Source organism: Candidatus Allofournierella merdavium, from assembly GCF_944382735.1.
GTDB lineage: Bacteria > Bacillota > Clostridia > Oscillospirales > Ruminococcaceae > Allofournierella_A > Allofournierella_A merdavium.
This window is the reverse complement of sequence record NZ_CALWND010000004.1, coordinates 40,115-66,078: the sequence shown is the minus strand read 5'-3', so window position 1 is coordinate 66,078 and position 25,964 is coordinate 40,115. Positions and strand designations below refer to the sequence as shown.

The following is a 25,964-nucleotide window of genomic DNA, read 5'->3' as shown; positions in this document are numbered from 1 at the left end:
CGCCCCCCGGCGGCGGGACAGGAGGTTTTGATTATGAAAGGTTCCGCGTTTCGGTTGGCCGGCCTGATCCTGGGCATCGTGGCCTCGGTGGCCGCGGTGGTGGCCATCGTGCTCAGCGCCATCGGCATGAGCAAAGCGCGCCAGTGCAAACAGTGCAAGTTGGGAGGCGGCGTGAAATGATGGACAATGCCGCGATCCTGGCAAAGGTGGACCACACCCTCCTGAAACCGGAGGCCACCTGGGCCGACATCAAAAAACTCTGCGACGAGGCCATGGAGTACCACACCGCCTCGGTGTGCATCAACCCCTGCTTTGTGAAGCAGGCCGCGGAGTACATGAAGGGCGCCGTGCCGGTGTGCACCGTGGTGGGCTTCCCCCTGGGCGCCACCGACACCGCCACCAAGGTGTTCGAGGCGAAGACCGCCATCGAGAACGGCGCCTCTGAAGTGGACATGGTCATCAACATCGGCCGCCTGAAAGAGGGGGACGTGGCCTTCGTCACAAACGAGATCGCCGCCCTCAAACAGGCGGTGGGCGACCATGTGCTGAAGGTCATCGTGGAGACCTGCCTGCTCACCGAGGCCGAGAAGGAGACCATGTGCCAGGCGGTGATCGACGCCGGGGCCGACTTCATCAAGACCAGCACCGGCTTTTCCACCGGCGGGGCCACCTTCGCCGACATCGAGCTGTTCGCCCGCTGCTGCGCCGGCCGCTGCAAGATCAAGGCCGCCGGCGGCATCTCCACCCTGGACGACGCGGTGCGCTTCATCGAACTGGGGGCCGACCGTCTGGGCACCAGCCGCATCGTGAAGCTGGTGCAGGGCCAGGAGGCCCAGGGGTACTGAGCGCCGGTTCATAAGTGAAAAACGCCTCCCATATCTTTGTAAAAAAGGATAGGGGAGGCGTTTTTGTATGTGGTATGCGATGGTGGCCACCACGCTGGCGGGCCTTGCCACTGCTCTGGGCGGGGTGCTGGGGGCGCTGTACCGCCCCGGGCGGCGGGGCATGGCCTTCGCCATGGGGTTTGGGGCGGGGGTGATGCTGTCCATCAGCCTGATGGATATGCTGCCGGCGGCCCTGGGGCGGTATCTGGCCGCCTTCTCCCCGCTGCGGGCGGGGGCCATGGCGGCGAGCCTCGTCCTCATCGGGCTGGCGGCAGGCGCCCTGCTGGAAAAACTGCTGCCGGAGGAAAAGGCGTTTGCCGGCGGCGGCGAGGAGGGGCGGGTGCTGCGCAGTGCCCTGGTCACCGCGCTGGCGCTGGTGGGCCACAACCTGCCGGAGGGGGTGATGACCCTGTTCGCCTCTCTGGAGGACCCGGCGGTGGGGGCGCGGCTGGCGGTGGCCATCGGCCTGCACAACCTGCCCGAGGGGCTGGCGGTGGCGCTGCCGGTGTTTTACGCCACCCGCAGCCGGGGCAAGGCCGCCGCGGCGGCGCTGGCCTCCGGCCTGGCGGAGCCGGCGGGGGCGCTGCTGGCCTGGGGCGCCTTGGGCGGGCACATCACCGCGGGTCTGGTCACCGGCATGGCGGCGCTGGTGAGCGGGGTGATGTGCTGGGTGAGCGTCTGCGAACTGCTGCCTACCGGCCTCTCCATGGCCCGCCGGGAGACGGCGGCGGCCGGTTTCGGCGCGGGCCTTTTGACCATGACCCTTGGAATCGCGCTCCTTTCGTGATATAATAAACTTCGTATATACAAAAGGGAGGTGGCAGCTGTGGGATGGCTCAAAACGGCCGCGGCGGTGGCGGCGGTGTGCTGCCTGGCCGGGTGCGGCGCCGCGCCCGCCGGCGTGGAAGACCTGCTGCGGGCCCCCCAGCTGGACGGCCAGCAGAATCAGGTGGAAAAGGCGCTGGTGGCCTACCTGGGCGAGACGCCCCAGATGAAGTATCCCACCACCGGCGACAATCTGTCCCCCTTTGTGTTCGACGACTGGGACGGCGACGGCGACACCGACGCGGCCGCCCTCTATGTGAGCAGCGCCAAGGGGCAGAACGTCCATCTGGCGGTGCTGGAATCGGTGGACGGGCAGTGGGTGGTCACCCAGGAGCGGGAGGGCCTCTCCACCTCGGTGGAGAGCATTGAGACCGCCAGTCTGCGGGGGGCTCAGGGCACCCAGCTGCTGGTGGGGTACGCCGCCGCCTCGGGGGAAAAATATCTGGCGGTCTACTCCTACCGGGACGAGACCCTGAACGAGGTATTCCATCAGGCGTATTCCCAGTATGAACTGCGGGACATCAGCGGCAGCGGCGGCAACGACCTGGTGATCATCGGCCCCGAGACCGAAAGCGGCCTGCAGCTGCAGATGCTCACCGCCCAGGACGGCCAGTTCATCCCGGTGATGCCGCCGCTGGCGGTGGGCAACCAGTTCACCAGCTGCGAGGGCCTGTATACCAGCCGGGGCGACGACGGCAGCTATTACCTGATTCTGGACGGCCAGACCGGCAGCGCCAACACCCTGGCCAGCATGATCCTTTACTACGACGCCCGCCAGCAGCAGCTGGTGACCTACCATCCCATCACGGTGGAGAATCTGTTCACCGCCACCCAGCGGTATTCCAGCCTGCTGAAGAGCCAGGACATCGACGACGACGGCACGGTGGAGATCCCCGTGCAGCTGGACGGCGCCGGCATGGAGAACCTGGCGGTGAACCGGCTGAGTTTTGTGGCCTGGATGGACTACACCACCGAGTACGACCAGGTGAAGAGCTTCGGCGTGGCGGATCTGGAGTACGGCTATTATCTGCGCCTGCCGGACGAGTGGCAGGGGCAGGTACTGCTCACCGACGGGGACGAGGCCGACAGCTGGCAGGTGCGCAGCGCCGACGGGGAGACCCTCTTGCTGACGGTGCGGGTGGTGGACCCCAACGCCCAGAGCGGCGGGTATTTCCAGCTGGGCAACCTGGGCGCTCAGAAGGTGCAGGCGCGCATCGGCGCCCAGGGGGAAAACGTCCAGTCCGGCGAGTTGATCCGCGGGTTCCGGCCTCTGTGAGGCCCCGCGGCAGTGCAAGATGAAGCGGGCCCTTCGGGCCTGTTCCAAAGGAGGTCAAACCATGAGACGAGTTCTGGTAGTGGAAGACGAGGACAGCATCCGCGAACTGATCGCCCTCAACCTGCGCATGGCGGACTACGAGGTGCTGGAGGCGGAGAGCGCCGAAAAGGGCCTGGCGCTGCTGGGCAGCGAGGGCGGCTGCGACGCCGCGGTGCTGGATGTGATGCTGCCCGGCATGAACGGCTTTTCTCTGTGCGAGGCCATCCGCCGGGACGATCCGAACATCGGCATCATCATCCTCAGCGCCAAGAGCATGGAACAGGACAAGATCCGGGGCCTTTCCATCGGGGCGGACGACTATATGACCAAGCCCTTCAGCGTGTCGGAACTGCTGGCCCGCATCGACGCGCTCTGCCGCCGGGTGCAGCGCACCGGGCAAAGCGCCGCCGAGACGGACGACTCCCGCCTGGTGAGCGGCCAGTTCGTGCTGGACCAGAAGAGCCGGGTGCTCTATAAAAAGGGCGAGCCCATCGACCTGACCCAGGTGGAGTTTCAGATCATGGAACTGTTCTTCCAGAACCCCGGCACCGCCCTTGTGCGGGAGAAGATCCTGGAGGGCGTGTGGGGCGAAAATTACTACGGCGACGTGAAGATCGTGGACGTGAACATCCGCCGCCTGCGCATGAAGATCGAGGACGAGCCCTCCAGCCCCAAGCACATCCTCACCGTCTGGGGCTACGGCTATCGCTGGAACGGCTGAGCGCCGCACCCATCCCGCAGAAAGGAGGCAGGCTGTGAGCAGTATCACCAGGCGCTGGCTGAAGGGCAGCCTGCTCGTGACCCTGCTGCTGGTGGCGCTGGCGGAGGGGCTTTTCATCTACGCCAGCTATTCCGGCTACTACAACGCCGCGCGGCAGGCCATCGTCAGCCGCATCTCCAGCATCAGCGGCCAGCTGAACATCGTCACCGGCGCCAACCCCGCCCTCACCGCCTCAAGCCGCAGCCAGCTGCTGCACCGTGCGGTGGAGCAGTTCGACGCCAAGGACAAATTCGAATTCATGCTGCTGGATTCCTCCGGCCAGCCGCTGATCACCTCCTCGGGGGCGCTCATCCGCTACAGCGAGGCGCCGGGGGATTTCACCTCCGCCCTCTCCAGCAGCAGCGGCCGGGGCGAAATGATCTACACCGACTCCAGCGGCCACCGGGTGATGGCCATTACCGTGCTGGTGCCCTACGCCTGCGAGGACGCCGCCGCCATGCGGATGCTCACCAGCCTTGCCCTGGTGGACGAGGCGCTCACAAAGCAGGTGCTGATCGCGCTGGGGGTGGGCGCGGTGATCCTGCTGGTCAGCATCTGGAGCGGCCTGTTCTTTGTGAGCAGCATCGTCAAACCGGTGCACCAGATCGAGGAGGCCGCCACCGCCATCGCCCGGGGCGATCTGTCGGTGCGGCTGCCCGACACCCCCTACGACGACGAGATCGGCCGGCTATGCCAGCGCATCAACGAGATGGCGGGGGAGTTGAGCAAGACCGAGCGGCTGCAGAACGAGTTCATCAGTTCGGTGAGCCACGAACTGCGCACCCCTCTCACCAACATCCGGGGCTGGGTGGAGACCATCGCCGCCATCCGCGACCCGGAGGACGAAAATTACCGCAAGGGCCTGTCCATCATCGGCCAGGAGACCGAGCGCCTGTATACCATGGTGGAGGAACTGCTCAGCTTCTCCCGGCTGCAGAGCGGCGTCAAACTGGAGTGTCAGCCCCTGGACCTGGTGGCCGAAGTCACCGACGCGGCCCTCTTCATGCAGCCCCGCATCGAGCGGGAGGGCCTGCACCTGGTCTATGAGGAACCGGAACTGCCGCTGCCCATCTGGGCCGACCCGGGGCGGCTGCGGCAGGTGTTCGTCAACGTGCTGGACAACGCCGTCAAATATTCCCGCCCCGGCGGAACCATCACCATCGACCTGTTGCAGGAGGGTGAAAACGCCTACGTCACCATCGCCGACCAGGGCCGGGGCATCCTGCCCGAGGATCTGGCCAACGTCAAACTCAAGTTTTTCAAGGGCAAGGGCGCGGTGCGGGGCAGCGGCATCGGCCTGGCGGTGGTGGACGAGATCATGACCGCGCTGGACGGCGCGGCGGACATCGACTCCAAACCCGGCGTGGGCACCACCGTGACCCTGCGGCTGCCGCTGTACAGGCCCGCTCCGGCTGGGGAAGAACGACCGGAATCTTAACGGAAAGGAGGGGCGTCCGGCCCGGTGCCGGAGGCATGCCTATGCTGATGTTCCTGGCAATGCTGTGCCTGCTGGTACTGACGGCGTGCATACTGACCTGGGTGGCAGACGCCCCCTTCGCCCAGACACTGCCGCTGACCATCACAGCGGGCACGCTGGTGACCTACCTGTTCACCGCGGCGGGCGAAAAGGAGTGGCTCGTGCCGGTGCTGCCCGTGGTGGTGCTGGTGCTGGCGTTCCTGGCCTGGCGCCGGCGGGACGGGGAAAAAGCCCCGCGCTTCGGCCCCGCTTTTTTCGCTTTTGTGCTGGCGATAGCGGCGGTGGCGGCCCTCAGCGGCCACCTGCAGCTGACCATCTTCGACGACCTCTCCCACTGGGGGCTGTTCACCCGCCAGATCTGCGGGATGGACAAGTTCCCCGCCGCCGCGCAGAGCGCATCCACCTTCAGCGATTATCCACCCGGGCTCCAGATGCTGGCGGCCCTGCTGAACCTTGGCGCTGGCCGGGCCAGCGTGAGGACCATGTTCATCGCCCAGATCCTGTGGTACGTTGGTCTGACGCTGCCGCTGCTGGCGGACTTCGGCTGGCGGCGCACCCGTTGGGCCGATCTGCCGCTGGTGGCCGGGATGAGCGCCTTTCTGCTGATCTTTCCCGCCTTTTACACCAAATACCACCAGATGAGCCTGGTGGTGGAGCCGGTGATGGCGCTGCTGCTGGGCTGGGCGCTGCTCACCGCCTGGCGCAGCCCGCGGCCCGGCTTTTGGGACCTGGCGGCGGTCGGCTGCGGGCTGTCGGTGCTGGTGATCTCCAAGAGCACCGGACCGCTCTACGCGCTGGCGGGCGCGGCGGCGGTACTGGTGCTGTGGCGCGAGCCGCTCTGGCAGCTGATCCGGCGGGGCAGCTGGCCGGCCCGGTGCACGGCGCTGGCCGCGGCGCTGGCGGCCCCCGCGTTCTGGTACAGCTGGAAACTGCTCTGCCGGCTCAAAGGCACCAGTTCCTACTTCACGCAGGACGTGGCGGAGGGTGCGCTCAGTTTGGAGAACCTGCGGGCCTTTTTCGCCGGGCAGGGGCAGTCAAGACCGGTGATCGCCCACTTTTTCCGCTTTTTCTGCATCGAACCCCTCAATCGGGCGGCGGGACTTTCGGCATTGGGATTCCTTTTGGTGTTCTGGCTGCTGGCGTGGCGCCTGGGCCGCCTCGTGCCCGCAAGGGCCCGGGCCCTGCGGGTGGCGGGCGTTATCCTGACGGTCGTCTTTCTGGCATACGCGGTGGGGCTGTGCTTTTCCTATGTGTACCTGTTTGATGCGGATGAGGGAGAGCAGCTGGCGGCCTACCACCGCTACATCGCGCCGCTTCCCGTGGCCATGCTTTACCTGGCGCTGGGGGCTCTGGCCCCCTTCACGGGACGGCTGCGCGCCGCAAAACGCCGGTGGCTGGCTCCGGTTTGCGCGGCGGCCGTCTTTGCCGTGGGGATCAATTGGACGGCGGCCACCGAACTTGTGCCGGGCTTTTTTCTCCCCCATCGGCAGCTGGACCCCCAGGAGGCGGTCTGGGCCCAGGAACAGACCGAACTGCAGCCGGTGTTCGACTCCCTCCCCGACCAGCTGCGCCGTGATGACGCGGCCACCCTGGTGGTCACGGATGCGCCTTCGTGGGACCACGACTGCCGGCTGTACAAATTCGACCTGACGCCGGGGCAGACCTTGTCCCTCAACCCGGTGGAGTTCGGCGGCAGGATGGCCGAGGCCTATGCCGCCTGGGCGGCGGAGGAGCAGCCCCTCAAATATGTATTCTGTGCCTGGAACGGTGAGGCGGCGGCCGCGCAGGCGGCGCTGGCCGACACCGACGGCGCGCCGCTGCGGGCCAACTGCCTGTACCGGCTGGAAGAGGACGGCGGCCTCGTGTTGGAAAAGGAGCTGGCCGCCCCGGCCCGCTGACCGGCCAGGAAAAACAAAAACCGCGGGCCGACGGGCCCGGCAAAAGGAGCAACATGGAAAAAACCAAGGAATGTTTTAAGACCAGCGTGGGCGGGCAGGCCCTGATGGAGGGCATCATGATGCGCGGCCCGAAAAAGATCTGCGTGGCGGTGCGCCGGCCGGACGGCACCATCGATCTGACCTACGAGGACGTGAAGCACCACCGCTGGCAGAAGATCCCCCTGGTGCGGGGGGCGGCGGCGATGATCGAGAACCTGGTGCTGGGCTACCGGTACCTGATGCACTCCGCCGAGGTGAGCATGCCCGAGGAGGCCGAGGCCGAGCCGGGCCGCTTTGAGAAGTGGCTGAACGAGCACACCGGCCCCGCCTTTCAGAACTTCTTCATGGCGCTGGCGGCGGTGTGCGGCGGCATGCTGGCCATCGTGCTGTTCATGGTGCTGCCCACCGCCATCGTGGGCCTTGTGAACGACTTTGTGCCTCTGGGCTGGGGCAAGGTGGTGCTGGAGGGTGTGCTCAAGATCACCCTCTTCGTGGGCTACCTGTTCCTGTGCACCCGCATGAAGGAGATCCACCGGGTGTTCGAGTACCACGGCGCCGAGCACAAGACCATCGCCTGTTACGAGGCGGGGGAGGAGCTGACGGTGGAGAACGTGCGCCGCCACCGGCGCTTCCATCCCCGGTGCGGCACCAGCTTCATGATCCTGGTGCTGATCGTGAGCATCCTGCTGTTCAGCATGCTGCCCTGGGGCAGCACCGGCCTGCGGGTGCTGCTCAAACTTTTGCTGTTGCCGCTGGTGATGGGCATCAGCTACGAACTCATCAAGCTGGCGGGCCGCTACGACAACCTCTTCACCCGCATCATCAGCGCGCCGGGGCTGTGGCTGCAGCGGCTGACCACCTTCGAGCCGGACGACTCCATGATCGAGGTGGCCATCGCCGCCGTGAAGCCGGTGCTGCCGGAACACCCCGACGAGGCGAAGTGGTGAGGGCGCGGGCTGCCTTTGAGGAGACCCGCCGGCGGCTGACGGCCGCGGGCGTGGAGGACGCCGCCTTCGACGCGGCGGCCCTGGTGGAGACCGAGGCCGGCGAGGGCTGGCGCTGGCAGGACCCGGAACTGGACGCGGCGGCCCTGGCCCGGCTGAAGGCCCTTGCCGCCCGCCGCGCGGCCCGGGAGCCGCTGCAGTACATCCTGGGCCGCTGGCTCTTCCTGGATTTTGAACTGCGGGTGGGCCCCGGCGTGCTCTGCCCCCGGGCGGACACCGAACTGCTCTGCACCGAGGCCGCCCGGCGGCTGGCGGGACGCACGAGCCCGGCGGTGCTGGACCTCTGTGCCGGCAGCGGCTGCGTGGGGCTGGGGGTCAAGCGCCTGTGCCCCGACGCCCGGGTCACCTGCCTGGAAAAGAGCCCCGAGGCGTTTCGGTATCTGGAGCAGAACGCCGTGTCCGCCCTGCCGGGCTTTGACGCGGCGCGCCCTGCCGTGACCTGCGTGCGGGGGGACGTGTTCGACTACCAGCGGCGGCTGGCCCCCGAAAGCCTGGATCTGATCGTCTCCAACCCGCCCTATGTCACCGACGCCGAGATGGCGACCCTGGCGCCGGAGGTGCGCCGGGAGCCGGCCATGGCCCTGCGGGCCGACCGGGAGGGGCTGGCCTTCTACGAGCACATCGCCCCGGCCTACCGCCCCGCCCTTTGCCCCGGCGGCTGGCTGGCGGTGGAGATCGGCTGGCGGCAGGGAAAAGCCGTGCAGGCTGTTTTTCGGGCGGCGGGCTATGAAAAGGTGGCCTGCATCCCCGACATCGAGGGCCGCGACCGGGTCGTGGTGGGCCAAAAACCGGAAAATGAGCCATAAAACGGATGCTTTACCCGCACTTTACAACTAATGGTTGTAAAGTGCGGGGGCATCGTGTATAATAAGCACAGACGTGAAATGCGCACCGCCCCGGCAGCGCTGCGGGCGGCAGAGTAAGGAGTTTTGAGGAGTATGGCAGAAAAAAAAGCAGCAGTGGCATCCCCGGAGAAAAAGGGCGCGGCCAGCAAGAAAGACGCGCTGGAAACGGCGCTGGCCCAGATCGAAAAGCAGTTCGGCAAAGGCGCGGTGATGAAGCTGGGCGCCAACGTGGCCATGAAGGTGGACGCCATCAGCACCGGCAGCCTTTCGCTGGACCTGGCCCTGGGCGTGGGCGGTGTGCCCCGCGGCCGCGTGGTGGAGATCTACGGCCCCGAGTCCAGCGGCAAGACCACCCTGGCGCTGCATGTGCTGGCCGAGGCCCAGAAGCAGGGGGGCGAGGTGGCCTTCATCGACGTGGAGCACGCCCTGGACCCGGTGTACGCCGCGGCCCTGGGGGTGGACATCGACAGCCTGCTGGTGAGCCAGCCGGACACCGGCGAGCAGGCGCTGGAGATCTGCGAGGCGCTGGTGCGCAGCGGCGCCATCGACGCCATCGTCATCGACTCGGTGGCCGCCATGGTGCCCCGGGCGGAGATCGAGGGCGAGATGGGCGACTCCCATGTGGGCCTGCAGGCCCGCCTGATGAGCCAGGCCCTGCGCAAACTCACCGGCGTCATCGGCAAGACCAACACCGTGGCCATCTTCATCAACCAGCTGCGTGAGAAGGTGGGCGTGGTCTACGGCAACCCGGAGGTCACCGCCGGCGGCCGCGCGCTGAAATACTACTCCAGCGTGCGCATCGACGTGCGCCGCATCGAGGGCCTGAAGGATTCCTCCGGCCAGTTCATCGGAAACCGCACCCGGGCCAAGGTGGTCAAGAACAAGGTGGCGCCCCCCTTCCGGGAGGCGGAGTTCGACATCATGTTCGGCGAGGGCATCAGCAAGGTGGGCGAGGTGCTGGACCTGGGCGCCAAGCTGGGCGTGGTGCAGAAGAGCGGCGCCTGGTTCAACTACGGCGAGACCCGCCTGGGCCAGGGGCGCGACAACGCCAAGACCTTCCTGAAGGAGAACCCCGCCGTCATGGCGGAGATCGAGGCGTTGGTGCGCGCCAACGCCGACAAGCTGCTGGCCGCCGGCAAAAAGCCGGTGAAGGGCGGCATCACCCCGGTGGCGGCTCCCGCCGCCGCTCCCGCTGCGGCCCCGGCCAAGGGCGGCGAGGAGGACCTGGACATCATGGTGGAGGACTAAAGCCGCCCCATGGAGATCACCCGCATCAGCCGCACCAAAAAGGGGCGTTTCGCCCTGTTTTGCGGCGAGGAGTTCCTCTTCAGCGTGGACGAGGAGACATTCTTTACCCAGCGCCTGGCGGAGGGCGTGACCCTGGACGAGGCCGGCCTGGAGGAACTGCGCCGCAAAAGCGACGCCCAGCGGGCCAAGGACAAGGCCTTTGGCTATCTGGCCGCCCGGGAGCACGCCTCCGGCGAGTTGTACCAAAAGCTCTGCCGGGATTTTGACGAGCATACCGCCGCCGCGGCGGTGGCCAAGATGGACGAACTGGGCCTGCTGGACGACGGTGCCTTCGCCCGCCGGGCCGCCGCCTGGCTTGTGAGCAAAAACAAGTCCCGCAGTGAGATCCTGCGCTGGATGGCGGGGCGGGGCGTGGACCGGGAACTGGCCCGGCAGGCGCTGGATGAAGTGTATGAGGAGCAGCAGGCGGACGCGCCGGAGGGCCTGGGGCCGGAGGGCGCGGCCGCGCTGCGCCTTGTGGAAAAACAGTACGCCGCGAAACTGGCGGCGGGCAAAAAGCAAAACGTGCTGGCGGCGCTGGCCCGCCGGGGCTTTGCCGCCGGCGAGGCGCGCCGGGCGGTGGAACTCTGGCTGGAGGAGCACCCAGCCCACGTGCCGGATGAATATTGAGATTCCCCCGCCGGACAGAACAAAACAAAAGGAGAACGCATTTGAAGATCGCCATCATTTCCCTGGGCTGTCCCAAGAACCAGGTGGACGCCGACGTATTCTGCCACAGCCTGATCAAGGCGGGGCACACCACCACCGCCGACCCCGCCGAGGCGGACGCCATCATCGTGAACACCTGCGGCTTCATCGAGAGCGCCAAGACCGAGGCCATCGAGAACATCCTGGACGCCTGCGCCCTCAAGGAGAAAAAGCCGGGCCTGAAGGTGGTGGTCACCGGCTGCCTGGCCGAGCGCTACCGCGCCGAGATCCGCAAGGAGATGCCGGAGGTGGACGCGGTGGTGAGCATCGGCTGCAACGCCGCCCTGCCCGCCATCCTGGAGCGGCTGGCTTCCCCGGGCGCCGCGCCGGAAGAGGATTTCGGCCCCAAGACCGACCTTGCCCTGGGGGGCAAGCGGGTCATCAGCACCCCCGCCCACTACGCCTACTTAAAGATCGCCGAGGGCTGCAACAACCGCTGCCACTACTGTGCCATCCCCCTCATCCGGGGGCCGCTGCGCAGCCGCCCGCTGGCCGACTGCGTGGCCGAGGCCCGCTGGCTGGCCGGCGAGGGGGTGAAGGAACTGGTGGTGGTGGCCCAGGACCCCACCGCCTACGGCGAGGACTGGGGCAAAAACAGCATCTGTGAGCTGCTGGACGAGCTGAACGCCGTGGAGGGCCTTCGCTGGATCCGCATCCTCTATGCCTACCCCGAGCGCATCACCGACGAGTTTATCGCCGCCATGGTGCGCAACAAAAAGGTGGTGCGGTATCTCGACCTGCCCATCCAGCACTGCAACAGCCGCATCCTCAAGGCCATGAACCGCCGGGGCGACCGGGAAGTGGTGGAGAGCGCCATCCGCCGGCTGCGGGCGGCCATGCCGGATATCACCCTGCGCACCACCCTCATCGCCGGCTTCCCCGGCGAGACCGAGGCGGAGTTTGAGGAACTGTGCGAATTTGTGAAACAGACCCGCTTCGAGCGGCTGGGCTGTTTTGCCTTCAGCCCCGAGGAGGGTACCGTGGCCGCCCGGATGGAGGGCCAGCTGCCGGAAGAAGAGAAGCAGCGCCGGGCGGACATCATCATGGACCTGCAGGCGCGCATCAGCGCGGAACTTTTGGAACAGAAGGTGGGCACCGTCCAGACCGTCATCTGCGACGGGGTGGACGAGGACAGCGGCCTGTACCTCTGCCGCTCGGCCGCCGACGCGCCGGAGATCGACGGCAACATCTGTGTTGCCAGCGAAACGCCCCTCTACCCGGGCGAATTCTACCGGGTGAAGATCGACGAGAGCGACATGTACGACCTGTTCGGCTACGTTGTGGAGGAGGATGAGGATGAATCTGCCCAATAAACTCACCCTGGCCCGCATCCTGCTGGTGCCGGTGTTCATGGTGCTGGCGGGCATGAGCCAGTACGGCACATCCGGCTACCGGCCCGGCTGGTATCTGGCGGCGGGCATCGTGTTCGCCCTGGCCAGCTTCACCGACTACCTGGACGGCCATCTGGCCCGCAAATGGAAGATGGTCACCGACTTCGGCAAGTTTGCCGACCCCCTGGCGGACAAACTGCTCACCACCGTTGCCTTTTTGTACATGATGCGGGACGGCGTGTGCAGCCTGTGGGTGGTGGCGCTGATCCTGGCGCGGGAGTTCGCGGTGTCCGGCGTGCGGATGCTGGCGGCCTCCTCCCATCGGGTGATCGCGGCGAACCTGTGGGGCAAGGTGAAGACCGTGCTGCAGATGCTCACCATCCTGTTCTATTTCTTTGCCGCGGCGCTGGCCGGCCCCACCGACGTGATGGGCGTCTGGCTGGTGAGCAGTGTGCTGTGCTGGCTGGTGGCGCTGGTCACCGTGCTCAGCGGCGGCATCTATCTGTGGCAGAACCGCGCCTGTTTTGCGCAGGCAAAATAAACACGCACCCGGGCGCATCGCGCCCGGGTGTTTTGCTGTGACGCGGGGAAAGCAAAACCGGAAATGTAAACATCCGGCAAAAAAATCGGCGGTCTGCTAAAACTATTGTGAATATCCAAGGAATATTCAACAACACTGTTAAAACTGCATAAAACAAGGAAAAACTAAATTGCTTTTTTAGCAGTATATGACAGAAAACCCTTGAAAAACACCCCCAAAATGAGTAAGATTATAGATGAAAGTGAGGCGTAACGCCCACAGGGAGGGAGTCAGCGTGAAAAAAAAGAATAATCCGGCCGACCTGCCCATATACCTGTTCAAGCAGGGCAACAACTTTGAGGCATATCGGTTTTTCGGCGCCCATTTCGACCGCCGCGGCGGCGATGAGGGCGTGGTCTTCCGCGTCTGGGCGCCCCACGCCAAGGCTGTGAGCGTGGTGGGCGATTTCAACAGCTGGGTGCCGGGTTCCCACCCGATGCAAAAGCTGGACGAGGGCGTCTGGGAGGCGTTCATCCCCGGCATCCGGGAGTACGATGTGTACAAGTTCTGCCTGACCACCCGGCAGGACGAGCTGGTGTTCAAGGCGGACCCCTACGCGTTCCACGCCGAGACGAGGCCCTCCAACGCCAGCAAGGTCTACCGGCTGGAGGGGTATGAATGGGGCGACGGCCAGTGGGAGGAGCAGCAGAAAAAGCGCGACCCGCTCACCGCCCCCATCAACATCTACGAGCTGCACGCCGGCAGCTGGCGGCGCAAGGAGAGCGGCGACCCCTACAACTACTCCGAACTGGCGGATGAACTGATCCCGTACTTACAGGAGATGGGCTACACCCATGTGGAACTGCTGCCCATCACCGAATATCCCTACGACGGCAGCTGGGGGTATCAGGTCACCGGCTATTTCGCCCCCACCAGCCGCTACGGCACCCCCAAGGACTTTATGAACTTTGTGGACAAGTGCCACCAGGCGGGGCTGGGCGTGATCATGGACTGGGTGCCCGCCCACTTCCCCAAGGACGGGTTCGGCCTGTATATGTTCGACGGCGAGCCCTGCTATGAGGACCCCAACCCCCGCCGGGGCGAGCACAAGGAGTGGGGCACCATGGTGTTCAACTATGGGATGCCCGAGGTGGAGAGTTTCCTGGTGTCCAGCGCGCTGTACTGGGTGGAGCAGTTCCATGTGGACGGCCTGCGGGTGGACGCGGTGGCCAGCATGCTGTACCTGGACTACAACCGCCTGGACGGCGAGTGGGAACCCAACTGCAACGGCGGCAAGGAGAACCTGGAGGCCATCGCCTTCCTGCAAAAGCTCAACAGCACCGTGCTGGGGCGGCATCCCCACAAGCTGATGATCGCCGAGGAATCCACCGCCTGGCCGATGGTCTCCAAGCCCGCGGCGGACGGGGGCCTCGGCTTCAACTTCAAGTGGAACATGGGCTGGATGAACGACATGCTCAGCTACATGAGCACCGACCCGCTCTTCCGCTCGGGCAACCACAACAAGGTGACCTTCAGCTTCTTCTACGCCTTCAGCGAGAACTTCATCCTGCCCATCAGCCACGACGAGGTGGTGCACGGCAAGTGCAGCCTGATCAACAAGATGCCCGGCGATTACGACGCCAAGTTCGCCAACCTGCGCACCTTCTACGGCTACATGATGGCCCATCCGGGCAAGAAGCTGCTGTTCATGGGCCAGGAGTTCGGCCAGTTCACCGAGTGGAGCGAGGCCCGGGCGCTGGACTGGATGCTGCTGGATTACGACCGCCACCGCCAGCTTCGGCAGTATGTGCGGGACCTGAACCGCCTGTACCGCGCCATGCCGGCCTTCTGGCAGGTGGATTACAGCTGGGAGGGCTTTCAGTGGGTGGTGCCGGACGACAACACCCAGTCGGTGATCGCGTTTTTGCGGCGCGACACGGCCGGCCATACCATCCTGGTGGTGTGCAACTTCAATCCCGTGCTGCGCCAGGAGTACCAGCTGGGCGTGCCCACGTCCGGTACATACCGGGAACTGCTCTCCAGCGACGACGAGGCCTATGGCGGCGGCGGGGTGCGCAACAAACCGGTGCGCAGCCACAAAAAGGCGCTGCACGGCTTTGACCAGAGCATCACCATCACCATCCCGCCGCTGAGCACCGTGTACTTCTCGGTGCCGGACGCAAAGGCGCCGAAGCCGGCGGCGAAAAAGCCGGCGGCGAAAAAGCCGGCGGCAAAAAGGACGGCGGCAAAAAAACCGGCCGCCAAAAAGGCCGGGGCCAAAAAGGCGGCAAAGCCCGCCCAAAACGCCGAACAGGCATAAGGCCGCTTCGGGGGATCGCAATCAAAGCACTAACGGCGGCCACCGGCCGCCGATAAGGGGAGAAGTAGTATGAAAGAATGTATCGCTATGCTCTTGGCCGGCGGGCAGGGCTCACGCCTGTACGCCCTCACCCAGCGGCTGGCCAAACCGGCAGTTCCCTTCGGCGGGAAGTATCGCATCATCGACTTTCCGCTGTCCAACTGCGTCAACTCCGGCATCGACACGGTGGGCATCCTGACCCAGTACCAGCCGCTGGTGCTCAATGAGTACATCGGCAACGGCCAGCCCTGGGATCTGGATCGACTGTACGGCGGCGTCCATGTGCTGCCCCCCTACCAGACGGCCACCGGCTCCGACTGGTACAAGGGCACCGCCAACGCCATCTACCAGAACATCAATTTCATCGACCGGTATGAGCCCAAGTATGTGGTGATCCTCTCCGGCGACCACATCTACAAGATGGACTACTCCAAGATGCTGGACTTCCACAAGGAAAAAGGCGCCGACTGCACCATCGCCGTGATGGAGGTGCCCTGGGAGGAGGCCAGCCGTTTCGGCATCATGACCGCCGACGCCGAGGGCACCATCACCAAGTTTGAGGAGAAGCCCAAGGAGCCCAAGAGCAACCTGGCCTCCATGGGCATCTACGTCTTCTCCTGGGACAAACTGCGCAAGTTCCTCATCGAGGACGAGGCCAACCCCGCCTCGGACAACGACTTCGGCAAGAACATCATCCCCAACATGCTGGCCAGCAAGGAGAAGATGGTGGCCTATCCCTTCGAGGGCTACTGGAAGGACGTGGGCACCATCGACAGCCTGTGGGAGGCCAACATGGACCTGCTCAATCCCAAGATGCCGCTGGACGTCTGGAGCGAGGAGTGGAAGATCTACTCCCGCAACTCCGGCATGCCCGGTCAGTGGGTGGGCGCCAGCGCCGAGATCGACAACTCCATGGTCACCGAGGGCTGCAAGGTGGAAGGCAAGCTGGTGCAGAGCGTGCTGTTCGCCGGCGTCAAGGTGGGCGAGGGCGCCGTGGTGGAGGACTCCATCATCATGCCGGGCTCGGTGATCGAGCCGGGCGCTAAGGTGCGCTATTCCATCGTGGCCGAAAACGTGACCGTCAAGGCCGGCGCCGTGGTGGGCGAGCGCCCCGAGGATATGGACAACCTGGAAAACTGGGGCGTCGCCGTGGTGGGCGAGGGCGTTACCATCGGCCAGAACGCCAAGGTGGGCCCCAAGGCCATGGTGGTCAAAGACGTAAAGGATGGTGAGGAGCAATGGTAAAGTCCAACACGGATGCCCTGGGCATCATTTTCCCCAACGCGCACGACAACCTGATCCCCGAGATGGTGACCCATCGCACGATGGCGTCCATCCCCTTCGGCGGGCGCTACCGCATGATCGACTTCGTGCTGTCCAGTTTTGCCAACGCGGGCATCAGCAACATCTCCATCATCGTCAAGCAGAACTACCACTCCCTGATGGACCATCTGGGCTCCGGCCGTGAGTGGGACCTCACCCGCAAGCGGGGCGGCCTGAACCTGGTGCCCCCCTACGCCGAGGCCAACGTGAAGATGTACCGCGGCCGTGTGGAGGCGCTGGCCAGCATCGTGGGCTTTCTGGAGAGCCAGAAAGAGGAATATGTGGTGATGAGCGACGCCAACATCGCCTATAACTTTGACGTGAACAAGCTGATCGAGGCCCATGTGACCACCGGCGCCGACGTGACCGTGATGTACGAGCGCCGGGAGATCCCCCTGGGCATGAAGGATGACAACTACACCCTGCGCATCCAGGACGGCCGGGTCACCGAACTGCTCTCCAACGACTACCGCCCCGGCGTGCAGAATCTGTCCATGAACGTGTACATCATCCAGCGGGAGACCCTCATCACCATGGTGAAGGACGCCACCATCCGGGGCCTGGTCTATTTTGAAAAGGACATCCTGGCCCGCAATCTGGAACTGCTGAACGTACAGGGCTACGAGTACACCGGCTACACCGCCCGCATCGCCGACTGCCGCACCTACTTTGAGGAGAACATGCGCCTTTTGGACCCGGCGAACCTGGACGCGCTGTTCCCCGCCGACCTGCCGGTGTACACCAAGGTGCACGACAACGCCCCCACCCGCTATGCCATGGACAGCCATGTGAAGAACAGCGTGGTGGCCGACGGCTGCATCATCGAGGGCGAGGTGGAGAACTGCGTGCTCTTCCGCGGCGTGAAGGTGAAGAAGGGCGCCAAGGTGAAGAACTGTGTGCTGATGCAGAACACCGTGGTGGAGCCGGGCGCGCAGGTGGAGTATGTGGTGACCGACAAGAACGTGAAGATCACCACCGACAAATCTCTGTCCGGCAGCGATACCTTCCCGGTGTATGTGGCGAAAAACAGCACCGTATAATGCCAAAGGAGGGCCCTTGGCCCTCTGACTCTCTCCCCAGGGGCGGGGGCCCTGCACAGGGCCCCCGCCCCCTCCCCATAACACAAGGAGGAATTGTATGAACGTTTTATTCTGCGCGAGCGAGGCGAATCCCTGGGCGGCGTCCGGGGGCCTTGGCGATGTGGCCGGCAGCCTGCCCAAAGCGCTGGCGCAAAACGGGGTGGACTGCCGGGTGGTGATGCCGCTGTACGGCGATCTGCGCGGGCGCGACCAGCTGGAATATATCACCAACTTCAGCGTGCCGGTGGGCTGGCGCAGCCAGTACTGCGGCCTGTTCACGGCAAAGCGGGACGGCGTGACCTTCTATTTCCTGGACAACGAGTACTACTTCAAGCGCGCCGGCCTCTACGGCTTTTACGACGACGGCGAGCGCTTTGCCTTCTTCAGCCGCGCGGTGCTGGAGATGCTCTTCTACACCGATTTCACCCCCGATGTGATCAACGCGAACGACTGGCAGACCGCCCTGGTGCCGGTGTATCTGAACCTCTATTACCGCCATCTGGACAAGTACAGCCGCATCAAGACGGTGTTCACCATCCACAACATCCAGTACCAGGGCAAGTACGGCCTGGACATCCTGGAGGACACCTGCGGCATCGGCAAGCGGGACGCGCACATTGTGGAGTACGACGGCTGCGCCAACTTTATGAAGGGCGCCATCGAGACCAGCGACAAGGTGAGCACCGTGAGCCCCACCTATGCCCAGGAGATCCTGGACCCCTGGTTCAGTCACGGGCTGGACGGCCTGCTGCGCCAGAAGCAGTATAAACTCTGCGGCATCCTCAACGGCATCGACGTGGACAGCTACAACCCCGAGACCGACCCCAACATCCCCGCCCACTACAACGCCGACACCTTCTCCGAGGGCAAGGCGGAGTGCAAGCGCCGCCTGCAGGAGCAGTTCGGCCTTGCTCAGGACGGCAGCCCCGTGATGGCCATGGTCACCCGGCTGGTGGGCCACAAGGGCGTGGACCTGGTGCGGGACGTGGCCGAGGGCCTGCTGGACCAGGGCATCGAGCTGGTGATCCTGGGCAGCGGTGAACACGCCTACGAGGCATTCTTCAACGACCTGGCGGGGCGGCACCCCGGCCGGGTGGGGGTGTACATCGGCTTTGTGCCCCCGCTGGCGCGGCAGATCTACGCCGGCGCGGACATCTTCCTGATGCCCTCCAAGTCGGAGCCCTGCGGCCTGGCTCAGATGGTGGCCTGCCGCTACGGCACCATCCCCGTGGTGCGGGAGACCGGCGGTTTGAAGGACTCCATCCACGACTCCGGCGACGGCTGGGGCAACGGCTTCACCTTCCAGCAGTACAACGCCCACGACCTGTACGAGGCCTGCTGGCGGGCCAAGGAGGGCTACTGGCGCAAGGACGGCTGGCCGGTGCTGGTGCGCCGCGCCATGCAGTGTGACTTCAGCTGGAACACCTCCGCCCACTCCTACATCGACATGTACCATCAGGTGATGAATCTCTGGTAAAACCGAATACCGAGGGGGGGCGGCTCGCCCCCCTTTTTTTGCGCCCTGAGGTTTCCAAGTTGTAAAAATACATGCGGCAAACCGAAAAAAATGGCGGCCGGGTCTGGAAAACCACCGAAACGGGTCTATAATAGTGGTATGCCCGCCCTTCGGCGCGGGCAGGGAAAGCGAGATGAATTTCGGAATGGCCGCGAGGAAGCAGACATCGAGACGAAAAACAGCCAGTCCCGCCCCCACGCTGGTGTTGCTGGTGCTGGCGGTGTGCGCCATGCTGGCCGCGCTGTGGTATTGGAGCGAGAGCGCGCTGCCGGTGAACGGCGAGGACGTGGAGGGTGGCACGCCCGCATCGGCGTCCCGGCCGGCAAGTTCGGCCGCGCCCGCCACTCCCGCGCCCACCCCCGCGCCCACTCCGCTGCCCGAGACGCTGCTCACCGACGAGGCGGCGGCGCAGCTGGACGCGTTTCTGGACGGCCAGCCCGGCTCGGTGTCGGTGTGGCTGCGGGACCTTGTCACCGGCGATACATACACCTATGGGGAATCGGCGGGATTCTACTGCGCCAGCACCCTGAAAGCGCCCTACGCCCTGTGGCTGTGCCAGAAGGACGAGACGGGGGAGATCGACCTGGACAGCAGCTGGAACGGCTCTACCGGGTGGGACCGCATCTACAAGATGATCACGGTGAGCTCCAACGACGCCGCCCACGGCCTTGCGGGGATGTGGCCCGCCACCGCGGACACCGGTTTCCAGGATTTCCTGGCCCAGCTGGGCTTTGCCTCCCCCGAGGGCTGCGAGATCACCGCCGAGGAGGGCATCCACGGCTGGGTCACCGCCCAGGACGGGGGCCTTTCGATGCAGGCCCTCTACGACTATTTCGAGACCGGCACCGAAGACGCCGAACAGCTGAAACAGGCATTTCTGGACGCCCAGCACGATTATCTCTGGTTCCCGGCCCCCGCCGCCAAGAAGTACGGCAGCTGGGACAGCGCCTTTCACGACATGGGCATCTGCTACAGCCAGCGCCCCTATATCCTGTCGGTGTTCACCAGCTACGGCACCCAGGACGAGCCGCCCGCCGAGGGCATCGAGATGATGCAGCAGTTCGGGCATCTGGTGGCCGACGTGATGGGGCAGGGGGAATGACCTGCCCGACGCCCAATGATAAAAAGACGCCGCGCGCAGCCTGAGAAGGGCTGCGCGCGGCGATTTTTGTTTCTGTGGGGAAGGGGGTTGCCGATGTGCCGGGGCGGGCGCGGCGGATGGGCTGCCGGCGGCCTTGAAAAGGCCGCGGGAGACCGGAGGAAAAACGGCCGGAGGGATGCGCACGGGCCACGAAGGGGGGAGGCGTTCAGTCCTCGCTCTCGCCGGCCAGATGGCTCTCCAGACGGTGAATGAGCATCTCCACCGCCACCTGGTTCTTGCCGCCCTCGGGGATGATCAGGTCCGCCCGGCGTTTGCTGGGCTCCACGAACTGCTCGTGCATCGGCTTGACGGTGGTCAGGTACTGGGTGACCACGCTGTCCAGCGTGCGGCCCCGCTTTTTCACATCCCGCACGATGCGCCGCAGAATGCGCACGTCGGCGTCGGTGTCCACATACACCTTGATGTCCATCAGGTCGCACAACTCGGGGCTGGCGAAGATCAGGATGCCCTCCACCAAAATCACCGGCGCCGGGCGGATCTGGATAAAGTCATCCGAGCGGTTGTGCTGGGAAAAGTCGTACACCGGGCACAGCACCGTCTCGCCCGCCTTCAGCGCCTTCAGGTGCTCCACCATCAGGTCGGTGTCAAAGGCGTCGGGGTGGTCGTAGTTGGTCAGGCAGCGCTGCTCATAGGTCAACTCGTCCTGACGTTTATAGTAGTTGTCGTGGCTGATGACGCTGATCTGATCGCCGAAGCGCTCCTTCAGCCGCCTTGTCAGGGTGGTCTTGCCGCTGCCGGTACCGCCGGCAATGCCCAGTACCATTGTATTCATACCGCAGCCTCCTTTTGTTATGTGGCCGCCGGCGGCCTGCCGGCGGAATAAGACGAGGGAAAGCCCCGGAAAGGGGATGGCCAGCCGCCGTCAGGTGGCCGGCAGGTTGGGCCGGTCCTGGTCGCCGTCGGCCTTGAAGAGCACAAAGCGCGCGGGGTCGCTGGTGAAATAGTAATACTCGGTGTTCTCAAAGAGGGGCGGTTGCAGGTAATTGGGCAGGATGTTGGCGTCCCCCTCTTTGCGCTCGGAAAAGCCCGCCGCCGCCATCACCGCCGGGTCCACCCCGGCGCAGTAGCACTCGGCGTACTCCGCGCCGCTGGCCTTCAGCAGCCGGTCGACGGCGGCCCCCAGACGGGGCAACAGGGCGGTGTCGCCCACGAAGTCCGCGATGCGCAGGGCTTTGCCCTGGCCGCTGTCCACCACGCGGCAGACCAGATAGGCCAGCAGCCGCCCGCCCGCCTTTGCGGCGTACACCGAATAGGTCAGGTGGGGAAAGGCGAAATACCGCCGGCCCATGTACCACACGTCCTTGCGGGGGGTGTGGGGGCTGGCCGGCATGCCCAGCGCCGCCAGGGCGGCCGCGTCCGCCACCGGTTCCAGCGAAAGGTCGCCCCCGGCGGGCAGCACGGTGGGGTCGGCGATCTTCGCCAGCCGGTACTCCGGAAGGCCCGCCAGCCGGTAAAAGTGGCCCACCCGCCCGGCGTGCCAGCCGAGAAAGCGGTAAAAGGCCATGGTTTTGGGGCGGATGTTGTTGCAGGCCACCACTCCCGCGCCGGTGAGGCGCGGCAGGGCGGCCATCAGCTCCAGGCCCACTCCGTTGTGGCCCTTTTGGGCCACCCACACCGACACCCATACGTCGGCGCCGGGGGCGTTCGCGGCCCGTATGTAGCCGGCCACCGCCAACAGGCGGCCCTCCTCCTCCGCCAGGGCGAACTGAAGCTGTTCTCCGCTGCGGTAATAAAACCTGAAATATTCCTCTCTGTTTACGAGGGGCAGCTTCCAGTCGAAGTTGGCGTTGATGAAATCCACTACCCTTTGGGCCTCGTCCGGATGCGCGAGGCGCAGCACCGGGGCGCTCACAGGGCGCTGCCTCCGGTGATGGGCAGGGTGACACCGGTGATGAAGCCGGCCTCGTCGCTCAAGAGGAACGCCATGGCGGGCACCACGTCCGCCGGGGTGGCGTTGCGGCCCATGGGGTTGGCCTCGGCGCTGGCCTGCACGATCAGGTCGCTGGTGTCGGCCAGGAATTTGGTCTCCATCATGCTGGGGGCCACGCAGTTCACCGTGACGCCATGGGGGGCGTAGTCCGCCGCGAGGCTCTTGGCAAGGCCGCCCAAAGCGCTCTTGACCATGATGTAGGCGGCGGTGTTCTTGGGGGGCATCCCCAGCAGGTAACTGGTGAGCATGAACAGCACCCGGCCCTTTTTGGCCTTGGCCATGGCGGGCAGGAAGGCTTTGCACAGCGCCACCGCGCTGCGCAGCTGCACGCTCAGGTCCTTTTCAAAGCGCTCCTCGTCAAATTTTTTGAATTTGGTGTTCACCACCCGCAGCGCGGGCAGGTGCACAAAGTGGGTGGGGGCGGGGCAGTTTGCCTGCACATCCTCGATAAAGACCTTCAGCGATTTCTCGTTGGTCAGGTCCACGTCGTAGGTGCGGATGGCGCCGGGGTGTTCCTGGCACAATTCGGCCAGGCCCGCCAGGTCGCCCGCGCCCTGGGCGATGAACAGATCCCCCGGCTGGTACAGCCGGCGGATGAGGGCGCAGCCCACGTCGCTGGACGCGCCGGTGATGAGATAGACGTTGCTCATAGGTCCTCCTTATCTGGCCACACCGGCCTTGATGAGCCCGCGGGTGACTTTCTGGCCGTTCTGGTTCTCGATGGTGGCCTTGACGGTGATCTCGCCGAAGGTGTCGTTCACCTCGGTCACCTTGCCAGTGACGGTGAGGGTGTCGCCGATGAAAACGGGCTTGGCGAACTTGGCCTCCACGCTGTGCAGCAGGCAGTGCTCTCCCGGCAGGTACACCCCCGCCAGGGTGGAGAAAAGGCTGGCTCCCAGCATCCCGTAGACCACCCGGCCGGGGTAGCCCCGGCCGGCGGCGTACTCCGCGTCCATGTGGATGGGGCTGTCGTCGCCGGTGATGGCGTAAAAGGCATCCATCATCGCCTCGGTGACGGTGACGGTGAAGCTGGCGGTCATGCCGGGGGCAAGGTCGGCTAGGGTGTAGCTGTTCATGGGTGCAAAACTCCTTCTTCTTTTAAAAAAGGCCGGGCAGGTGCCCGGCCTTTTCACAGCATACGATCAGGCGGTGAGCCGCTCGATCAGGTCCAGCAGGTCGCCCACGTTTTCCAGCCCGCGCACGTCCTCCAGCTTGAACTTGAGGCCGAACTTCTTCTCCATGGCGGTGAGCAGGTTGATCTGCTCCAGGCTGTCCCAGTCCTCGATGTCGTCGGCGCAGGTCTCGCGGGTGATGACCAGGTCCTCGTCGTCGAAGTTGTCGCGGAAAATCTCCTGCACGGCCTCGAAAATGCTCTGCTTATCCATTGTTACGCTCCTTTTCGGGTCACACCCGTTTGATCTCCATCACGCCGCACTGGGGCTGGTAGCCCTCGAAGCCGGTGAACTCAAAAGTGCAGTTGCCGGCCTCGTCCTCGGCGGTTTTTACAAAGCCGATTGTAGCATAAAAATCCTTCACAAGCAAGTTTTTGGCGGTGGGGTAGTAGTGGCCCACGATGGTCCTGACGCCCGCGGCGGCGGCCCGGCGCACCAGTTCGTCGAACATGGCGTGCTCCAGCCGCCGCTTGAAGGTGCGGCAGCTCATGATCCACAGGTCCATGTCCAGCACGTCCCCCTGCCGGTGGCCGATCAGGGCGGTGACCAGGCCGTTGTCGCCGAACTTGTCCACCAGGCGGCCGTAGAGGGTGATGTACTCATCGTTGTCCAGCAGGGCCTCCACCTCGGCGGCGGTGTAGCGGCGGGTGGTGAGGTTGAACTGGTTGGTCTTGTTGATCAGCTGGGTGATGCGCTCGGCGTGGGGCGCGTCGAAGGCGCCGATCTCGCACACCATGTCAAGGCTCCTGAGGTAGTCGTCGTAGTTGCCGAAACTCTGCTCCAGCGCCGCGCGCTGGGCGTTCTGCTTGTACATCTCGGCCCGCTTTTTGTCGTCCGCCGAGAGGGTGGTCACCTCAAAGTACCCCGCCCGGTCGATGGCGGCGATGTACTCCTCGGGGCTGGTGAGCTCCGGCACCGTGACCATGGGCAGTTCCCGGCGCACGATCTCCCGCTCGGCGGGGTTGTCGTCCACAAAGACGAAACTCTCGGGCAGGATGTTGATCTCCTTGGCCATGGCGGCGATGTTCAGGTGCTTGGGCTCCCAGTTGGCCTTGAAGCAGAGGAAGTCGTCGGCCTTCAGCACGCTGTCCGCCCGGTCAAAGCCGGTGCGGGCGATGGCCTCCTCGTTTTTGCTGCACACGTTCAGCAGCACCCCCAGCTTGCCCAGCTCCTTCAGGTAGCCCTGGAACTCGGCGTAGGCCATGCCGGCGGGGGTCTCGCTGCCCATCACGATGCCCTCGGCCCCGTCGTCGCCGATGACGCCGCCCCAGAGGGTGTTGTCCAGGTCCAGGGCCAGGGCCTTCTTGTTCTTGCCCAGAAGGCTCTTGATGATGTTGGCCACGCTCTGACACAGATAGGGCAGGCACTCCAGGCTCACCGCGTACTTGTAGGCGTACCAGGCGGTGACGCTGCTAAACCGGTCCATGCCGTAGAGGGCCTGCAGGTAGGCCAGGTCGTTGATGTACAGGTTCGGGGTGGACTCGGCCAGCGCCGCCAGCTTCTCGTTCAGCCGCCGCACAAAGCGCACCCGGCCGTGCACATCCACCCCCTCCCGGTTGCCCATCACCCGGTAGAGCGGCAGGTCGAAATTGTTGATGACCACCGGGCAGCCGAAGCCCAGCGCCGCCCTGGCCGCCTGCTCGAAGCGGGCGTACTCCGCGTTCAGCTTCTCCTCGCAGGCCGCGGCGTCGTCCTGGGCCTCGGGCCAGAGTTTCAGGTTCCGCTGGCTGGTGTGGATGTAGATGAAGTCCGGCGCGAAGCCCTTCAGCGAGCCGTCGTCGAACACCAGGTTTTCATAGAACAGGGAATAGCCGCCCTCGTAGAATTCCGGCCGGATGCCGTTGGCCAGCAAAAACAGTTCCAGGATGTTTTTGATCTCGCCGATGGTGCTGCCGCTCAGGATGGCCACCTTTTTGGGGACGAGGCCCTCTTTTTGCAAAAGTTCCCGCTTCAAGCGCCGCTTTTGCTGCAAAACCAGCGTGGGGTCGAAATCACTGCGTAAAAGGTCCACGGTGACGCCTCCGTTTGTTACAAATTTTTACAAATTCATTGTACCATAGCCCCCGGCCAAAAGCAACCGAAAAGGGCCGTCGGGGCGGGCGGCCCCGCGGCACAGGCAAACCGGGGAAAAGGCAAAAACGGCGGCGGGCAAGGCGCGGCAAAAGAGGAAGAGGCCGGCCGCGGCGCCGGTACGGGGGCGACGGGGCCCGGCGGGCGCAAAGGCCGCCTCAGGCGCCGAAGTCCTCCAGCAGCCGGTCCAGCCGCTCTTCGCTCTCCACCGGGATGCCCTGCTGCAGCGCGGTCACGTCCCCCTCGGGCAAAAGGCGGGTGTAGACCTCGTAGACCCGCAGCGGCTCGCTGCCGCCGGGCGTGAACACCGCCAGTTTGCCGCCGTAATCCTTCAGCAGGTAGGGCGCGGCGGAGGCGGCGTCCCCGTCCTGGCGGGCGGGGCGGACCATCCAGAAAAGGCTCAGCGCAAGGCTCGCCGCGCACAGCACCGCCACCAGCGAGACCCAGAGTTTTGTCATCC

General features: G+C 65.1%; 25 protein-coding genes. 18 read left to right on the top strand and 7 right to left on the bottom strand.

The window, feature by feature from the left end; all coding sequences use genetic code 11:
* Window positions 1-33: 33 nt before the first annotated feature.
* The 18 genes from ACH2A7_RS03835 (at window position 34) to ACH2A7_RS03750 (ending at window position 20,272) form a co-directional block, all read left to right on the top strand.
* Window positions 34-180 (top strand): hypothetical protein, encoded by a 147-nt coding sequence (locus tag ACH2A7_RS03835; RefSeq protein ID WP_394960247.1) that lies wholly within the window; start codon window positions 34-36, stop codon window positions 178-180.
* Window positions 180-845, top strand: coding sequence for a deoxyribose-phosphate aldolase (deoC, locus tag ACH2A7_RS03830; RefSeq protein WP_394960506.1), 666 nt, complete (start codon window positions 180-182; stop codon window positions 843-845). The genes ACH2A7_RS03835 and deoC overlap by 1 nt, the downstream gene beginning before the upstream one ends.
* Window positions 846-912: 67 nt before the next feature.
* Window positions 913-1,671, top strand: coding sequence for a ZIP family metal transporter (locus ACH2A7_RS03825; RefSeq protein WP_394960246.1), 759 nt, complete (start codon window positions 913-915; stop codon window positions 1,669-1,671).
* 39 nt (window positions 1,672-1,710) lie between these two features.
* Window positions 1,711-2,985 carry a hypothetical protein gene (locus tag ACH2A7_RS03820; protein WP_394960244.1) on the top strand — a complete coding sequence of 425 codons (1,275 nt, stop codon included), beginning with the start codon at window positions 1,711-1,713 and terminating at the stop codon, window positions 2,983-2,985.
* A 61-nt stretch (window positions 2,986-3,046) separates the two neighbouring features.
* Window positions 3,047-3,745, top strand: a complete 699-nt coding sequence (locus tag ACH2A7_RS03815; protein ID WP_394960243.1) for a response regulator transcription factor — start codon at window positions 3,047-3,049, stop codon at window positions 3,743-3,745.
* Between the two features lie 34 nt (window positions 3,746-3,779).
* The gene (locus ACH2A7_RS03810) at window positions 3,780-5,222 is read left to right on the top strand and encodes a sensor histidine kinase (protein ID WP_394960241.1); all 1,443 of its coding nucleotides are present in this window, start codon (window positions 3,780-3,782) and stop codon (window positions 5,220-5,222) included.
* Between the two features lie 41 nt (window positions 5,223-5,263).
* Window positions 5,264-7,159: a hypothetical protein gene (locus ACH2A7_RS03805; RefSeq protein WP_394960239.1), complete on the top strand. Its 1,896-nt coding sequence runs from the start codon at window positions 5,264-5,266 to the stop codon at window positions 7,157-7,159.
* A 53-nt stretch (window positions 7,160-7,212) separates the two neighbouring features.
* Window positions 7,213-8,145 carry a DUF1385 domain-containing protein gene (locus ACH2A7_RS03800; protein WP_394960237.1) on the top strand — a complete coding sequence of 311 codons (933 nt, stop codon included), beginning with the start codon at window positions 7,213-7,215 and terminating at the stop codon, window positions 8,143-8,145.
* Window positions 8,142-9,008, top strand: coding sequence for a peptide chain release factor N(5)-glutamine methyltransferase (gene prmC / locus ACH2A7_RS03795; protein WP_394960235.1), 867 nt, complete (start codon window positions 8,142-8,144; stop codon window positions 9,006-9,008). The genes ACH2A7_RS03800 and prmC overlap by 4 nt, the downstream gene beginning before the upstream one ends.
* Window positions 9,009-9,140: 132 nt before the next feature.
* Window positions 9,141-10,295: a recombinase RecA gene (gene recA / locus ACH2A7_RS03790; RefSeq protein ID WP_394960233.1), complete on the top strand. Its 1,155-nt coding sequence runs from the start codon at window positions 9,141-9,143 to the stop codon at window positions 10,293-10,295.
* A gap of 9 nt (window positions 10,296-10,304) precedes the next feature.
* Window positions 10,305-10,964, top strand: a complete 660-nt coding sequence (locus ACH2A7_RS03785) for a regulatory protein RecX (RefSeq protein ID WP_394960231.1) — start codon at window positions 10,305-10,307, stop codon at window positions 10,962-10,964.
* A 41-nt stretch (window positions 10,965-11,005) separates the two neighbouring features.
* Window positions 11,006-12,355: a 30S ribosomal protein S12 methylthiotransferase RimO gene (gene rimO, locus ACH2A7_RS03780; protein ID WP_394960229.1), complete on the top strand. Its 1,350-nt coding sequence runs from the start codon at window positions 11,006-11,008 to the stop codon at window positions 12,353-12,355.
* A complete protein-coding gene (pgsA, locus tag ACH2A7_RS03775) occupies window positions 12,339-12,914 on the top strand; it encodes a CDP-diacylglycerol--glycerol-3-phosphate 3-phosphatidyltransferase (RefSeq protein WP_394960227.1) in 576 nt (191 codons plus the stop codon). Before rimO ends, pgsA begins: the two co-directional genes overlap by 17 nt.
* Window positions 12,915-13,149: 235 nt before the next feature.
* Entirely contained in the window at window positions 13,150-15,213 is a 2,064-nt protein-coding gene (glgB, locus tag ACH2A7_RS03770; protein WP_394960225.1) for a 1,4-alpha-glucan branching protein GlgB, read from the top strand.
* Window positions 15,214-15,282: 69 nt separating this feature from the next.
* Window positions 15,283-16,497 carry a glucose-1-phosphate adenylyltransferase gene (locus tag ACH2A7_RS03765; RefSeq protein WP_394960223.1) on the top strand — a complete coding sequence of 405 codons (1,215 nt, stop codon included), beginning with the start codon at window positions 15,283-15,285 and terminating at the stop codon, window positions 16,495-16,497.
* Entirely contained in the window at window positions 16,491-17,615 is a 1,125-nt protein-coding gene (glgD, locus tag ACH2A7_RS03760) for a glucose-1-phosphate adenylyltransferase subunit GlgD (RefSeq protein ID WP_394960221.1), read from the top strand. The genes ACH2A7_RS03765 and glgD overlap by 7 nt, the downstream gene beginning before the upstream one ends.
* Window positions 17,616-17,712: 97 nt before the next feature.
* Complete coding sequence (gene glgA / locus ACH2A7_RS03755; protein WP_394960220.1) at window positions 17,713-19,131, top strand: glycogen synthase GlgA; 1,419 nt, start codon at window positions 17,713-17,715, stop codon at window positions 19,129-19,131.
* Window positions 19,132-19,315: 184 nt separating this feature from the next.
* Window positions 19,316-20,272, top strand: a complete 957-nt coding sequence (locus ACH2A7_RS03750) for a serine hydrolase (RefSeq protein WP_394960218.1) — start codon at window positions 19,316-19,318, stop codon at window positions 20,270-20,272.
* 205 nt (window positions 20,273-20,477) lie between these two features.
* Here ACH2A7_RS03750 and udk read toward each other — a convergent pair whose 3' ends face one another.
* The 7 genes from udk to ACH2A7_RS03715 form a co-directional block, all read right to left on the bottom strand.
* Window positions 20,478-21,104, bottom strand: coding sequence for a uridine kinase (udk, locus tag ACH2A7_RS03745; protein WP_394960216.1), 627 nt, complete (start codon window positions 21,102-21,104; stop codon window positions 20,478-20,480).
* Window positions 21,105-21,194: 90 nt separating this feature from the next.
* Entirely contained in the window at window positions 21,195-22,184 is a 990-nt protein-coding gene (locus ACH2A7_RS03740) for a hypothetical protein (RefSeq protein WP_394960214.1), read from the bottom strand.
* On the bottom strand, window positions 22,181-22,912 hold the full coding sequence (locus tag ACH2A7_RS03735) for an SDR family NAD(P)-dependent oxidoreductase (RefSeq protein ID WP_394960212.1): 732 nt from the start codon (window positions 22,910-22,912) through the stop codon (window positions 22,181-22,183). Before ACH2A7_RS03735 ends, ACH2A7_RS03740 begins: the two co-directional genes overlap by 4 nt.
* Before the next feature lie 9 nt (window positions 22,913-22,921).
* Window positions 22,922-23,338, bottom strand: a complete 417-nt coding sequence (locus ACH2A7_RS03730) for a MaoC family dehydratase (protein WP_394960210.1) — start codon at window positions 23,336-23,338, stop codon at window positions 22,922-22,924.
* A 66-nt stretch (window positions 23,339-23,404) separates the two neighbouring features.
* Window positions 23,405-23,647 (bottom strand): acyl carrier protein, encoded by a 243-nt coding sequence (locus tag ACH2A7_RS03725; RefSeq protein ID WP_394960209.1) that lies wholly within the window; start codon window positions 23,645-23,647, stop codon window positions 23,405-23,407.
* Between the two features lie 19 nt (window positions 23,648-23,666).
* Entirely contained in the window at window positions 23,667-25,445 is a 1,779-nt protein-coding gene (locus tag ACH2A7_RS03720) for an HAD-IIIC family phosphatase (protein ID WP_394960207.1), read from the bottom strand.
* Window positions 25,446-25,662: 217 nt separating this feature from the next.
* Window positions 25,663-25,962 carry a hypothetical protein gene (locus ACH2A7_RS03715; protein WP_394960205.1) on the bottom strand — a complete coding sequence of 100 codons (300 nt, stop codon included), beginning with the start codon at window positions 25,960-25,962 and terminating at the stop codon, window positions 25,663-25,665.
* Window positions 25,963-25,964 lie beyond the last annotated feature (2 nt).